Raw genomic sequence first — 13,849 nt, 5'->3', positions numbered from 1 at the left:
GCGCCAGACCAACAGGAGAGACACATGAAATCCTTCAAGAAAGTCGCGCTCGCGGGCGCGGCCCTGATGCCCCTTTGCCTGAGCACACCCGCCGTGGCCGGGCCTGATGACAACGCGCTCATCTGGTCCACCGACCGCGAGATCAGCGTGCCCTTCGTCTGGTGGGACACCGTGACCGAGATGGGCGCGATGATGTACCACATCTACGACACGCTGGTGTATCGGAACCCCGAGACGATGGAATACGAGCCGCTGCTCGCCACCAGCTGGGAGTGGATCGACGACACCACGCTGGAGTTCAAGCTGCGCGAAGGCGTCAAGTACCACGACGGCTCCGACTTCACCGCCGATGACGTGGTCAAGAGCTACTCCATGCTGCTGGACCCGGCGACGGGCGTGCGCAACGCCTCCTTCGTCAGCTGGATGGGCGCGGTCGAGAAGATCGACGACTACACCGTGCGTCTGAACCTCGAGAAGCCCTTCCCCGCCGCGCTCGAATTCCTCGCCGGCACCCGCATGGCCGTGCCCGCGGCCGAGGTTTGGGACGACCTGCCCAAGAAGCCCGACGGCACCACCGACTTCTCGCAGATGCCCTCGATCGGGACCGGCCCCTACAAGCTGGCCAGCTTCACCCCCGGTGAAGAGGCGGTGCTGACCCGCAATCCCGCGTATTTCGAAGGCCCCAAGGGCCAGCCCGAGATCGAGACCATCACCTTCCGCACCATCCCCGATCAGGAGACCCGCGTTGCGGAACTCATGGTCGGCGGGCTCGACTGGATCACGGACCTGCCCTCGGACATGATCGCCCAGCTGGGCGCCATGCCCGGCGTGAAGGTGATCAACGGCCCCGACATGCGGATTGCCTACCTCGTGCTCGACCGGCTGGGCAAATCCGGTGACACACCGGTGGCCGACGTCCGGGTGCGCAAGGCCATCGCCCATGCCATCGACCGCGAGGCCATCGCCAAGCAGATCGTCGGCCCGGCGGCAGAGGTGGTGAACGCCGCCTGCTATCCCACGCAGGTTGGCTGCACCGATGACATCCCGCATTACGACTACGACCCCGAGAAGGCCAAGGCCCTGCTGGCCGAGGCCGGCTACCCGGAGGGGATCACCGTCGAGATGGGCGCCTACCGCGAACGCCCCCATTCCGAGGCGATCATGGGCTACCTCGCGCAGGCGGGCATCGACACCAAGCTGACCTACCTGCAGTGGTCCGGTCTGCGCGAGCGGCTGACGGCGGGCGACATCGACATGGCGGTGCGGACATGGGCGTCTTCGGGGCTCAACGACATCTCGGCCATCGCCTCGGTGCAACTCTCGGGCGCGCCGGATGACATCTGCCAGTCGCCGGAGATCCAGGCCGCGCTCGCCAAGGGCGACACGACGGTGGACCCGGAAGCGCGCAAGGCCGCCTACAAGGAGGCCCTGACCATGGTCGCGGAGGAGGTCTGCTGGATCCCGCTCTTCTCCTACTCCAAGACCTACGGCGTGAACGAGGCGCTGGAGTTCTTCCCCACCGCCGACGGCTTCCCGCTGTTCTACCTCGCCAAATGGGCTGAGTGATCCTGCTCATGGACTTAACGGGGGCGCCTTCGGGCGCCCCTTTTCGTTTGGGACTTGGCTGATCCGGCCTGTGATACGCTTGGGCGGCACCTGCGACCCTCACCGCATCAACAGCGCCCGGCCTCACGGCAAGTCCCGCCCGGTCGCAGGCCGGGCAGCGCCGACCCGCCCCCATGGGGCGGCGCTGTCGCGCCACCCCGCGGGTCTATTCTGCCCTTCGCGCTTTGCCGGAAACCGCGGCACGCCGTACTCGTTAGCTCCTGAGCCCTCAACCGTCCGCCCGACACGCACAACAATGCTGCACGCGCCCCCCATGCGCACTGCGCAACGCAGCGCCGGCGCCCTGACCTCTGGCACCGCCCGCACCAGCCGCTAGGCTGCGCCCGACCCATCACAAAGGACGCCGCCATGTGCCTGCCCTCCACCGGTTCCGCCACCGCCACGCTGTTGGCCGAGGACGACAAGACCAAGGTCACCCGCTGGGATTTCGCCCCCGGCACCACCACCGGCTGGCATGAACACGAGATGGATTTCGTTGTCATCATGATGTGCGACGGACACATGGCCTTTACCTCGGGCGACGAGGTGATCGAGACCGAGGTGAAGCTGGGCGACACCTATCAGCGCCCCAAGGGCGTGCAGCACGACGTCCGGAACCCCGGCCCCGGCCCTCTGTCCTTCATCGAGGTCGAGCTGAAGGGCTGACGCCCGCGCCCCGGCGCGCCAAACGAAACCCCCGCCGAATGCGTTCCGGCGGGGGTTTCGCGTCCGTGCCCGGACAGGACCAGTGGCGCGATCAGATCTCGACAGGATAGGCCGCGAAGAGCCGCTCCTTCGAGGCCGCCTGCTCCGCCGCCAGCTTCGGCAGGTCGAGCCCCAGCACCTTGCCGCCGCGCTTCTTCACCTCGCCCGCGATCATCACGATGTCGATGTCCGCGTTCTGCGCGAAATGCACCACCGCCTGCGCCGGATCGACCGTGCCCATCATGCACAGCGAGTCACGCCGGATCACCAGAAGGTCTGCCTGCTTGCCGGGGGTCAGCGAGCCGATCCGATGATCCAGCCGCAGCGCCCGGGCATTGTCGATGGTGGCCCATTTCAGCGCATCCAGCGAGGGCACCGGGGGCGTCCTGACCCGCGCGGTCGGCACGGCCACCTCGCGCACCGTGGTGTCCTCGTCCCCCAGCAGGCTGTCGGCATGGACAGTGTTCCAGAGCCGCGCGCCCATCAGCGAGGCACGGATCGTCTCGAGCATGCCACCGGTCACGTCCACTTCGATGTCGGGCCCGATGGAGGGCCGCCCGCCCATGCGCAGCACGCGGGACACCATTGGCTCCACCGGGTGTCCGCCCAGTTCCACCGGCGGGGTGGAGGTGATCGTGGCGCCGTGGTCGAGGATCACCTTCAGTTCCTCGTCCCCGATGTAGTTCGCGTGGACGATGTTGTGATCCGGCCCCAGCAGGCCCTCCTTGGCGATGGTGATGTAGCCATCGGGCACCAGCCGGTTCAGCCCCCAGATATGGGCGCTCGACAGCAGATCGTACTCCCGCGCCATGCGGAAATCATGGCGACAGACCTCGATCCCGGAATAGTCCGGCCCGAGGATGCAGGCCGCCAGCGTCACCAGCGCCGTATCGGACGAAAGCCGCCCCTTGCGGAGCCGGTCGATCTCTCCCACCGGGTGCGGCACGGTCGAGAAATGCGGCTCCCCCTCCTTGGGGCGCGGCTTGACGGTGCCATGGCCGAAGACCGCCCGAAGGCCGCTTTCCTGCAACGCGTCGATGGCCGCATCGGTATGGGCGGGCGTCGCGTTGTTGTGGCACCAGTCGAAGAGCGTCGTGGTCCCGGCCTCGATCTGCGCGAGTGCCCCCATGAGCGTGCCGATGCGCGTATCCTCCGGCGTGTACATGGGCGAGATGCCCGCATGCACATGCTGGAAATACCCGCCCGAGGGCCAGTCCGCCGCGATCGCCCGGATCGACCCCTGCCAGGTGTGCAGATGCGCATTCACGAAGCCCGGCATCACGATGGAGCCCGCGGCGTCGATGACCTCCGCGCCCTCGGCCTCCAGATCGGGGCCGACGGCGATGATCCGGTCTCCCTCGATCAGCACATCGCCCGTGATCCGCCCGATCTCGTCATCCATCGAGAGGATCTCTCCGCCCTTCACAAGCGTCTTCGTCATGTCATTCCTTTCTTCATCACAGAACGGGGCGCCCGCCCGGGCACCCCGTCAGGTCCGCAACGCGCGGTGTCACTTCCAGCTTGCGAGGAAGAACAGCGGGAAGCCGTCGGCCGTGGCGTGGAAATCCAGCTGTTCATTGTAGGCATAGGGTTTCGAGTGACTGTAGAGCGGGATCCAGCACAGCTCCTCGTTCACCTTCTCCAGCGCCTGCTTGTAGGTCGCCGCGCGCTCGGCCACGTCGATGGTCGTATCGGCCGTGTCGAGCAGCGCCTTCACCTCCGGGTTCTGGCAATAGTCATCAGGCGTCATCTTCAGCAGCACCGAGGCGATGCCCGAGATATCGTTGAGCCCCGAAGACGCCCAGCCGGTCTGCGCAACCTCGACCTTGCTGTCGTTCATCTTGGAACGCAGGCCGGCCCATTGCAGCATGTTGATATCGGCATCGATGCCGACTTCCGCGAGGTTGCCGAGGATGGCCTCCAGCAAATAGCGGTCGCGGTAGGCGTCGATGGTGATGTGCAGCCCCTCGCCATAGCCCGCTTCGGCCAGCAGCTCCTTGGAGAGGGCCGGATCATAGGCATAGGGTTCCACCTCCTGCGAACAGCCCACCTGCGTCGGGTAACAGCCCGCGTTCAGCACCTGCGCGGCCGGGCCGACGAGGTTCTTGGCGATGCTGGGCTTGTCGATGGCGTGGGCAATGGCCTTGCGCACCCGGATATCGGCCACCGGCGTCTCGCCCGACCGGCCCGTGGCGTCGAGCATGAGGTAGGAAATCCGCATGTCCGGCCCGTCCAGCACCTCGATCCCCGGCATGCCGCGCAGGCTGTCCACGGCATCCTGCGTCAGCGAGGTGACCCAGTCCACCTGCCCCACCATCAGCTCGGCAATCGCCGTCTCGCTGTCCAACACGGTCTTCATGGTCACGGTCTTGATCGCCGGGTGCCCCTTCGGCCCGTCGAAGTACGCGTCGTTCCGCTCCAGCACCATGTCGCCGCCCGGCTCGAAGCTGATCATCTTGTAGGGGCCGGTCCCGATCACCGGCATGTTGGCATAATCGGGCGAGCCATCAGCAGCCTTGGGCGGGTTTTCCCAGACCTCGGAGGGCATGATCCCCATGCGGGTGCCCGAGAGGAATTCGAACGCCGCCGGGAAGGGCTTGGCAGTGTGAAGGCGCACGGTCATGTCGTCGATCTTCTCGACCGAGGAGATCCACTTCACGAGGCTGGCGTTCATCACCTGCGTCGCCGGATCGATCAGCTTGGAATAGCTCACCACCACGTCATCGGCATCGAAGGCGGATCCGTCGTGGAAGGTGACGCCCTCGCGCAACTTGAATTCCAGCGTCAGGTCATCGATCCGCTCCCAGCTGGTGGCCAGCAGCGGCTCGTATTCCATCGTCTCGGGGTTCCGATAGACCAGCGTGTCGAAGAAATGGTGCTGCATCGCCGCGATGTCGACGAGGTTTTCCCACCAGACGAGGGGCACGTTGGCCTCGCGGTTGGTGACCCAGACGAGGCTGTCGTCATCCGGTCCTGCGTGGAGCGTCGGAGCCTGCAGCGAGAACGCCGCGGCGGCGAGGGTGAGTAAGGTGCGCTTCACAAGATTTCCTCTCATTTTTCATATTATGGAACTACATTCCCTGTTGATAAGAGATTACGCACACGATGCCGGAATTCAGTCAACCAGCAGGATAAGAGACCTTAAGAAAAGTGAGCGGCACGCGCTGCCCTGATCTCATTTTCAATATGAAGAAAAATTTGAGGCGATTTCTCTGGCAAAACCCCGCAGCGCTATCGGGGTCACAGGCGCTGACGCCTGTCCCGCGCGGGCCCGAGCGCCTCCGGCGCCCCCTCGCGCCGGGGTCTCATGCCGCAGGAAGGTGACGTGCGCGCCTCTCGCCCCGTCACCTCTCTGTGGAGGCCAGCCCGCACAAATCGCCCATCAGCCAGCCGCCCCGCCGCCCGGCGTCACCCTCGGGCGGTTTGCTCACCGCTCGGGCGGGATCAGACGGAAGATATCGCCACTGGCCGTGTCCCGGATCATGTCCACCCGGTCGCCGTTCCAGTGGTAGTCCAGATGGCGCCCCTGCCGCGGATCATGGGCGAGGTCGGGGTAGAAGAGCCCGACACAGGCCCCCTCCCCCCGGACGGATGGATAGAGGATGCCATCGGCCCCGTGCCCCCGCAGCACCGCCGCAAGGGCCTGCGGCGCGGCATAGTCCTCCCCCAGCAGCGCCGTGTCGCCGGATCCGCGGATGTCGTGTAGATCGGCGCCAACCCTCAGCACCAGTTCCCGGAACTGGCTGGTCCAGCCCGGCACCTCGTCAGTCGCCGCCATGAACCGCGCGTGGTGGTGGGCAGTCTCTTGCACCGCCGTCTCGAAATCTTCCGCGATGTAGAGAACCCCGAGGCGGCCATCGGAAAACCGGCTGGGCCGGTCCGTGCTGGTGTGGGTGAAGGGCGCCATGAGATAGCTGGCCCCCTCCCCGCCCACGCGGCGCGCCGGCGGCACGAGGTCGAGGTTGCCGATGGTCTGGGCGAGGCGCGGATTGGTCTTCTGCTCGGCCGACATCAGCAGCGGCCAGTCCTCCGGATCCGCGATGTCCTCGAACAGGTCGATCGGCGGGTAGAGGCTGCGGATGATGCGCCGCGCCGCAGGCCAGTCGGTGCGAGTCACGGGGATTGCCGCCGGGTCTGTCTGAAACTCGGTCATCGGGACGGGTTACCAGCCGCCCCGTTCCGCATCGAGGTAACGGCGCACCCGCATCAGGTCCGTCAGGGCGCCGCCCATCATGACCTCCAGCGCCGACCGGCCCCCGAAGGCCTCGTTCGGGGCCTTGATCCAGGCATAGCCGCGCGACGGCTCGACGAAGATCAGCCGCAGGGCCTTGTGGATGCCCAGCAGGTTCGACATCCGCGCCAGCACGTCAGGGCCGAACCGGCCGGTGGACCCCTGTTTCCAGCGCACATAGGTGCGCGGCAGCTGGCCCAGCAGGGTCGCCGCCTCGCGATCCTCCAGCCCCCAGCGGTCAAAGAGATTGATCAGCGCACGGAGCATCGCCCCGCCCTCTTCCTCGGTCAGGGCCGACGCGTCATGGGGCAGCGGGCGCGGGCCCGAGTCAAATCTGGGTGATTCCACACGTTGCAGTGCCATGGGTCCTCCGGCGTATCTGCCATATTGCACATTATAGTGTGCAATATGCCATATGGCAAATTTATCGACTGCCCTCTCCCCTGCCCCGCCGGTTCTGGCCGAACTCTCGCGCATCGCAACACGCCGGCCTCGGAAACCGATATTTTTCAGCGCCTTAAGAGAAACCTTTTGCCTGACGCAAAGTCACCCACAAGATGTGGTAGTTTGCAGGCAGATGGCGCGCCGAGAAAAGATTTGCGCGACGCTCCGGATCTCCGCTATAGAAACGATAAAAATGAGCATGGCGCAAAAGAGCGTTACCAAGGCAGGCTCCGCAAGGACACCCCGCCTGAGAGGACAGAGCAAGGACCCGGCCAGCCCGCCCAAGACCCGGGCCGGACCGAGGACAGGTGACCCATGAGTGACAGTGTGGCCGGTGGCAGCATTCGGATCAACGAGCGGATTCGTCTCAATGCCGAACATATCGCCACGGCTCTCGAAAACCACATGCTGTCCGCCTTCGCCCCCGACGCCCGCAAGGAACTGCGCATGTTCTCTGCCGGCGAAGCAGCGGAGATCCTCGGCATATCGGCGTCCTTCCTCAGAAAGCTGCATTTCGAGAACAAGATCGACGACGTGCACACCTCGTCGGGCGGGCGCCGCTACTACAGCGCGGCCGATCTCGCCGCGATCCGGGATCACCTCGACCGTGCGGCCAAGCAGCCCGGCACCTACCGCCGGGGCCGCCGTCCCGGGGACAAGGTGCAGGTCCTGTCGTTCCTCAACTTCAAGGGCGGATCCGGCAAGACCACCAGCACGATCCACGCCGCGCAGCGGCTGGCGCTCAAGGGCTACCGCATCCTCTGCGTCGACATCGACCCGCAGGCCTCGCTGACCACGCTCTTCGGCTATCGCCCCGAGGTGGATTTCCTCGATACCGGCACGATCTACGACGCGATCAGCTATTCCGACCCGGTGCCGCTGTCGCAGGTCATCCAGAAGACCTTCTTCCACGGGATCGACCTGGCCCCGGCCGGGCTGATCCTGCAGGAGTTCGAGCACGAGACCCCGCGCGCGCTGATGAACAACATCCAGCCGCCGTTCTATTCCCGGATGGCCACCGCCCTCTCCGAGGTCGAAGCCGATTATGACCTGATCCTCTTCGATTGCCCGCCGCAACTGGGCTACCTGACGATGTCGGCGCTCTGCGCCTCGACCGGTCTCTTCATCACCGTCGTGCCGAACATGCTCGACGTCGCCTCCATGTCGCAGTTCCTGCAGATGAGCGCAGACCTGCTCGACGTGGTCAGCCAGGCGGGGGCGGAGATGGACTATGACTTCCTGCGCTTCCTCATCAACCGGCTGGAGCCGAACGACGGCCCGCAACAGCAGGTCGTGGCCTTCCTGCGCAACCTCTTCGGCAAAGAGGTCATGACCAACGCCATGCTGAAATCCACCGCGATCTCGGACGCGGGGCTGACCCACCAGACGATCTACGAGGTGGAACGCGGCCAGTTCAACCGCAACACCTACGACCGTGCGGTGGATTCACTCAATGGCGTCAATGACGAAATTGAATCCCTGATCCAATCAGCATGGGGACGTTGACATGGCACGCAAGGGTATCCTGACCTCCAACATCACACCGCCGTCCGAGGCGCCGTCACGGCAACGCACGGCCCCTCAGGGAGCGGTCGGGGCGCTGCAAAGCAGCCTGACGAAGCTCCAGGAAAGCGCGGTGCAGGATATCGACACCGCGCTCATCGACAACGCCGGGATGGAAGACCGGCTGGGGCTGGACGCCGCCGACCAGGCGCGGCTGATCGAGAGCCTGCAGACCTACGGACAACAGGTGCCGGTGCTGCTGCGGCCTCATCCCAAGGTCCGCGGCCGGTACGAGATCGTCTATGGTCGCCGGAGGCTGGCCGCGCTGCGGAAACTGGGCCTGCCGGTCAAGGCCATGGTGCGCCAGCTCGACGATCACGCGCTGGTCATGGCGCAGGGGCAGGAAAACAACGCCCGCACCGATCTTTCCTTCATCGAGAAGGCGAGCTTTGCCGCACAGTTGCAGGACGCAGGCTACGATCGCCCGACGATCGCCGCGGCGCTCTCCATCGACCTGCCCATGGTCAGCCGCCTGCTGAAGGTCGGCCAGGCCTTCGATCTGGACTTCCTCCGTCAGGTCGGCCGGGCCCCTGCGATCGGGCGCGAACGCTGGATGACACTGGTCACCCTGTTTCAGGACCCCGCGGCCCATGCCCGCGCGTCGAACTTCCTCAGACGCCCTGAATTCGTCCAGCTGTCCACGAACGAACGGTTCGAGGCCGTGCTGCGAGCCGCGCAGAAGACCGCGGCCCCTGCCCCCAAACCCACGGCCCGCAAGAGCAGCCTGAGTACGCCCGCAGGCGCGCCCCTGGCCGAGATGAAGGCCACCGACCGCAGCGTGAGCCTGACCGTGAAGCCAGGAAAACCCGAGGCCGGGTTCAATCGGTGGATCGAGGAAAATGCCGAAGACCTGCTGAACGAATGGTTTGCCCGCTGGCAATCCGAGCAGGCCACCGAGAACGACGCCTAACAAACCGAGCAGCAACAAGGAGGCAAAACGCCGGACCCTGAAATAAGAAAAGCCCCCCAAGCAATATGGAAGGCCCTTCTCGTCGTTAGCACCTACGGGATACCTCGCCTCCTCGAATCAGTCAACTCCGTCGCTTGGACAGGGGATGATTTTTTACGGCCTGCGTGAATCATCATGACCCAACATTCGACCCGTTTCGTCGGTCAGCCCGTTGTGGCTGCCTCCGACGGTGCCGTGACGTCCCATGACAAGTGGCGCCTGCTCGACGACCTGACCCGGGCCGCCGAGGCCTATGGGCTGTCGCATCGCGCCATCACCGTGCTGCGCAGCATGCTCAGCTTCATCCCCGAGCGGAGCCTCTCTCCCCTGCCCGGTCGCGCGATCGTCTTCGCCTCCAACGCCACGCTGTCAGAACGCCTCGGCGGGATGCCGGAAAGCACGCTCCGGCGGCACTTGGCCGCCCTCGTCGCGTCCGGTGTGATCGCCCGACAGGACAGCCCGAACCGCAAGCGTTTTGCCCGCCGTCGTGGCGACAGCCTTGCCCTCGCCTTCGGCTTCGATCTTGCCCCGCTGGCCGCCCGGGCCGGTGAAATCGCCCGGAATGCTGGTGCGGCGCGCGCGCGTGCGGAAGAGCACGCCACGCTGCGCTGTGCAGTCCTCGCGGCACGGCACGCCCTTTTCGACCGGCTGGCAATGCTTGGCATCGATCCGGAGGATGCCAGCGTCTCTCCCCTCCTCGCCCGCACACGGCTGATGCTGCGCCGGAAGGACAATCACGACGAGCTGCGCGCCCTGCTGGCCGAATACGAGACAGCGGCCTCGACAATCGAAATGACCGCCAGCAACAGCGAAAATGAGCGGCACCAACATAGAGAAACCAATAACACTTCTGAAGAGACCTGCGAGGCGACGACGTCTGACGAGAGCAATGCTCCTCTCACCGAGAGCGCCCGCCCGGAGGATCTCTCTGCGCAGTTCCAAGAATACCGGCGGCTGTTCCCGGAGGGGGCGCACAGTTGGACGACGCTGAGAGAGCAAGCCCGGCAGATCATCCCGATGATGGGTGTGGACCTGCAAGTCTATGACGAGGCAGAGCGGTATCTGGGCCGACAGATCGCGCCAATCGCGGTGCTCTGCATGCTCGAACGCTTCGAGACGCTCACGAATCCGGGCGGTTTCCTGCGCCATCTGGCGCGACAAGGACGGGCAGGGAGTGTCGATCTCAGGCGGCTTCTGGCCTCGGCGGCGATTATTGTCAGCTGACAATTTCGGGCCGGGCAGGATGAAGGACACACCCGGCAACCGGCCTGAGATCAGGACCCGTGCAGCGCCCCGGGAGACTAAATTGTCAGCTGACAATTTTCTCCCCGGCCGACACGGCACGGTCAGTTCTGCCACCATCGAGGCCGCCCGCCCGCTCCCTCGGATCGCCACAGTCCCGTCTCTACCGCGCGGCCAGCAACCCTTCCAAGGCTTCGATCACCGGCGTCTCGACCATCTGCGCCACGTTGAACCGCATGAACCCGCCGCAGCTCCCCGAGACGCTGAAGGCATCACCCGGCGCAAGCACGATCCCTTCGTCCCAGGCCCTGCGGGTCAGCGCGGCCCCGTCCAGCCCCTCGGGCAGGTGACACCACAGGAAGAGCCCCGCCTCGGGCACGTGGGCGGGGCGCAGCCCCAGAGCGGCGAGTTGCGGCGCAAGCGTGGTCATCGCATTGGCCAGCCGGGTGCGCACGCCTTGAACATGGCGGCGGTAGCTGCCTTCCTTCAGCAGGAACAGCAGCACCTCCGCCGACAGGGCAACGCCGCCAAAGGAGGTGGCCAGCTTGAGGTCCACCAGCGCATCGATCCAGTCCGGCCGGGCGGCGATATAGCCGCAGCGGATCGAGGCCGAGAGCGTCTTCGAAAAACTGCCGATCTGGATCACGCGATCCAACCCGTCGAAGGCCGTCAGCCGGGGGGACGGCCTGTCCTCGAAATCGGCAAAGATGTCATCCTCGACGATGAGAAGATCATGCGCCTCCGCCATCCGCAGGATGCGATGACAATTGACCGGCGATAGCGCGGTCCCGGTCGGATTATGCGGACCCGAATTGGTGATGTAGAGCCGTGGCCGGTGCGTCTTCAGCGCGGCCTCGAAGGCCTCAAGGTCCGGGCCGGAGGCGGTGCGCGGCACGCCCACCGGCTGCACCCGATGCGCCCGGAAGAGCGCGAGGAAGTTGAAGTAGCAGGGATCGTCGATCAGCACGCTGTCGCCGGGCTCCAGCAGGAACCGGCAGACAAGGTCCAGCGCCTGCGTCCCGCTTTCGGTCAGCAGCACCTGATCGGGATGCGCCTCGACCCCGGTATCGGCCATGCTGACGGCCAGCAGCGCGCGCAGCTCCGGCAGGCCGAGGGGCGTTCCGTAGTCGGTCAGACCGGCCTCCGCCGTCCGGGCGAGGCTGCGCAGGGCACGGCGGATCTCCTCCTGCGGCATCCATGATTGCGGCAGCCAGCCACAGCCGGGATTGGCGCGGATGCGCCCGGCGTCCAGCGCCTGCCGGGTGATGCGCAACGGGTCGATCTCGCGGGCGAGGGCCGGGCCGTTGTCCCGGATCGAGAAGGGCGGCAGGGGGCTCGCGACATAGAAGCCCGAGCCGCGGCGCGCTTGCACCGTGCCCTCCGCAACGAGGCGGTCATAGGCCTCGACCACGGTCGAGCGCGAGACGCCCAGCTGGTCCGCCAGCAGACGGATCGAGGGCAGGCGGGTGCCCGGCGCGGCCTGCCGCCCGGCGATACGGGTCTGGAGATGCGCCATGACCTGCGCGACGAGCGTGGTATCGGCCTTGGGCGCAAGGGGAGAGGTGGCCATGTGTTCTGCCCATGTGTTCAGTACAGTTTGCCCGAACTGTACCGGAGTGTGCCTGTCCGGGCCAGCCCATCGGCGAGAGGGTAGGGGGCTTTCACCCCAAGAGGATGCCATGCCCCGTTTGCGCCCGTCCCGTCCGTTCATCCCCCGTCTCGCCGTGCCGCTTCTTGCGCTCTGCCTGTTCAGCGTCACCTTCGCCGTCAACCTTCAGGCACCGCTCTACCCGGCCTATACCGCGGCGAGCGGTTTGGGGGCGACGGCGGCAACGGTGGCCTTCGCGGCCTATGTGGCGGGGCTGATGCCGACGCTGATCTGCCTCGGCGGTCTGTCGGATCGTGTCGGGCGCCGGGGGCCGCTGGCGCTGGCCCTTGGGCTGAGCGGTGGTGCGACGCTGCTGCTGGCCCTGTCGCCGGGCTGGCCGCAGCTGGTGATGGCGCGGGTGCTGCTCGGGGCAGGGACCGGCCTCGCCACCACTTCGGGCACGGCCTACATGGCCGACCTCATGGGCGAGGCGCGGGTGAAGCAGGCGGCGCTGGTGGTGACATCGGTCACGACGCTGGGGTTCGGGGGCGGGGCCCTTGCCACGGGGCTGAGCCTGAGCGCACAGGGCCCCACCATGGCCCCGGCGAGCTTCTGGGCCATGGTGCTGGCGGCGCCGGTCCTGATCCTTGCCTGTTGGGCCCTGCCGCGCAGCCGGGGATCACGAGCGGGGCAGGGCGGTCTCTCGCTGCTGCGCCTGCCGGTCTTCGTCCCCGGCACCGGCGCCTTCGGGATCGCAATGGCGCTCAGCTGGGCCTCGACGGGGCTGACGATCGCCGTGGTGCCACTCCTGCTGGCAGGGCAGGGGCGTGGTGGCTGGTCGGGGGCGGTGATCTTCCTTGCGCTCTTCGTGGGCTTCCTGTGCCAGCCTCTGGCGCGACGCCTCAGTACGGGGCGGGCGCTGGCGGTCGGGGCCACGCTGATCCCGCTTGGCTGCTCCGGGTTGCTTGCAGGGGCGGTCCTTGGCTCGATCCCGCTGATCCTGTTGGGAACGGCCCTGACGAGCGCCTCGAGCTACGGGTTCACCTATCTCGCCGCGCTCAGCGAAGTGGCCCTGCGAGCGGCAGACAACCGTGCAAGGGCGACGGCGGGTCTTTTCGTCTATGCCTACTGCGGCTTCTCGGTGCCTGTGATCGCCGCCGGGGCCTTGGCGGACAGCCTGGGCCTTGTGCCGGCCATGGCGACTTTCTTTGTCGTGCAGGGGGGCTGCCTCGCGCTGCTGTGGTGGTGTCGTCTGCGCCCCGGCGCCGCGTGGATGGGCGCATAGGTTCGGGCCAGACCGTCTGGGAGGCGCCTTGCCCTGAAATCCAACTGGAAACCGCGTATCTAAGAGAACAGCTTTCGGTCTGACCGCTGATCAAGTGGCCCTGTCGGTTGGCCTTGGTAGGGTGCTGCACGCGCGCGGGAACTCCAGGGATGACCGGCGCCGTGCGGCGCGAGCAGCCAAAAGCGCACGGGGGCGGTTTCGCGCGAATCAAAGCTATAGTACCCAGCTCTTACGTCC

11 protein-coding genes are annotated in these 13,849 nt (G+C 66.3%); 6 read left to right on the top strand and 5 right to left on the bottom strand.

Going from position 1 to position 13,849, the window contains the following annotated elements; all coding sequences use genetic code 11:
- Window positions 1-24 precede the first annotated feature (24 nt).
- Together LCM32_RS21420 and LCM32_RS21415 are read left to right on the top strand one after the other, a co-directional pair.
- On the top strand, window positions 25-1,566 hold the full coding sequence (locus tag LCM32_RS21420) for an ABC transporter substrate-binding protein (protein WP_224823125.1): 1,542 nt from the start codon (window positions 25-27) through the stop codon (window positions 1,564-1,566).
- Between the two features lie 408 nt (window positions 1,567-1,974).
- Window positions 1,975-2,271 (top strand): cupin domain-containing protein, encoded by a 297-nt coding sequence (locus LCM32_RS21415; protein WP_224823124.1) that lies wholly within the window; start codon window positions 1,975-1,977, stop codon window positions 2,269-2,271.
- Window positions 2,272-2,362: 91 nt separating this feature from the next.
- Here the strand turns inward: LCM32_RS21415 and LCM32_RS21410 are convergent, their stop codons facing one another.
- The 4 genes from LCM32_RS21410 to LCM32_RS21395 form a co-directional block, all read right to left on the bottom strand.
- Complete coding sequence (locus LCM32_RS21410) at window positions 2,363-3,751, bottom strand: amidohydrolase family protein (RefSeq protein ID WP_224823123.1); 1,389 nt, start codon at window positions 3,749-3,751, stop codon at window positions 2,363-2,365.
- Window positions 3,752-3,820: 69 nt separating this feature from the next.
- A complete protein-coding gene (locus tag LCM32_RS21405) occupies window positions 3,821-5,350 on the bottom strand; it encodes an ABC transporter substrate-binding protein (RefSeq protein WP_224823122.1) in 1,530 nt (509 codons plus the stop codon).
- A gap of 387 nt (window positions 5,351-5,737) precedes the next feature.
- Complete coding sequence (locus tag LCM32_RS21400) at window positions 5,738-6,463, bottom strand: RES family NAD+ phosphorylase (protein ID WP_224823121.1); 726 nt, start codon at window positions 6,461-6,463, stop codon at window positions 5,738-5,740.
- 9 nt (window positions 6,464-6,472) lie between these two features.
- Window positions 6,473-6,904 (bottom strand): MbcA/ParS/Xre antitoxin family protein, encoded by a 432-nt coding sequence (locus tag LCM32_RS21395; RefSeq protein ID WP_224823120.1) that lies wholly within the window; start codon window positions 6,902-6,904, stop codon window positions 6,473-6,475.
- 396 nt (window positions 6,905-7,300) lie between these two features.
- Between LCM32_RS21395 and repA the strand changes: the two genes are divergently transcribed.
- The 3 genes from repA to repC all read left to right on the top strand — a co-directional run bounded on the left by repA (window position 7,301) and on the right by repC (window position 10,721).
- Window positions 7,301-8,491 carry a plasmid partitioning protein RepA gene (repA, locus tag LCM32_RS21390; RefSeq protein WP_224823119.1) on the top strand — a complete coding sequence of 397 codons (1,191 nt, stop codon included), beginning with the start codon at window positions 7,301-7,303 and terminating at the stop codon, window positions 8,489-8,491.
- Window position 8,492: 1 nt separating this feature from the next.
- The gene (repB, locus tag LCM32_RS21385; protein WP_224823118.1) at window positions 8,493-9,458 is read left to right on the top strand and encodes a plasmid partitioning protein RepB; all 966 of its coding nucleotides are present in this window, start codon (window positions 8,493-8,495) and stop codon (window positions 9,456-9,458) included.
- A 174-nt stretch (window positions 9,459-9,632) separates the two neighbouring features.
- Window positions 9,633-10,721, top strand: a complete 1,089-nt coding sequence (gene repC, locus LCM32_RS21380) for a plasmid replication protein RepC (RefSeq protein ID WP_224823117.1) — start codon at window positions 9,633-9,635, stop codon at window positions 10,719-10,721.
- Between the two features lie 181 nt (window positions 10,722-10,902).
- Here the strand turns inward: repC and LCM32_RS21375 are convergent, their stop codons facing one another.
- Entirely contained in the window at window positions 10,903-12,309 is a 1,407-nt protein-coding gene (locus LCM32_RS21375; protein WP_224823116.1) for a PLP-dependent aminotransferase family protein, read from the bottom strand.
- A gap of 109 nt (window positions 12,310-12,418) precedes the next feature.
- Here LCM32_RS21375 and LCM32_RS21370 point away from each other — a divergent pair, with 109 nt between their 5' ends.
- Window positions 12,419-13,612, top strand: coding sequence for an MFS transporter (locus LCM32_RS21370; RefSeq protein ID WP_224823115.1), 1,194 nt, complete (start codon window positions 12,419-12,421; stop codon window positions 13,610-13,612).
- Window positions 13,613-13,849 lie beyond the last annotated feature (237 nt).

The organism is Pseudooceanicola nanhaiensis, from assembly GCF_020171315.1.
Lineage (GTDB): Bacteria > Pseudomonadota > Alphaproteobacteria > Rhodobacterales > Rhodobacteraceae > Pseudooceanicola > Pseudooceanicola nanhaiensis_A.
The sequence above is the reverse complement of the archived record's forward strand: the minus strand, read 5'-3'. Positions and strand labels throughout refer to the sequence as shown.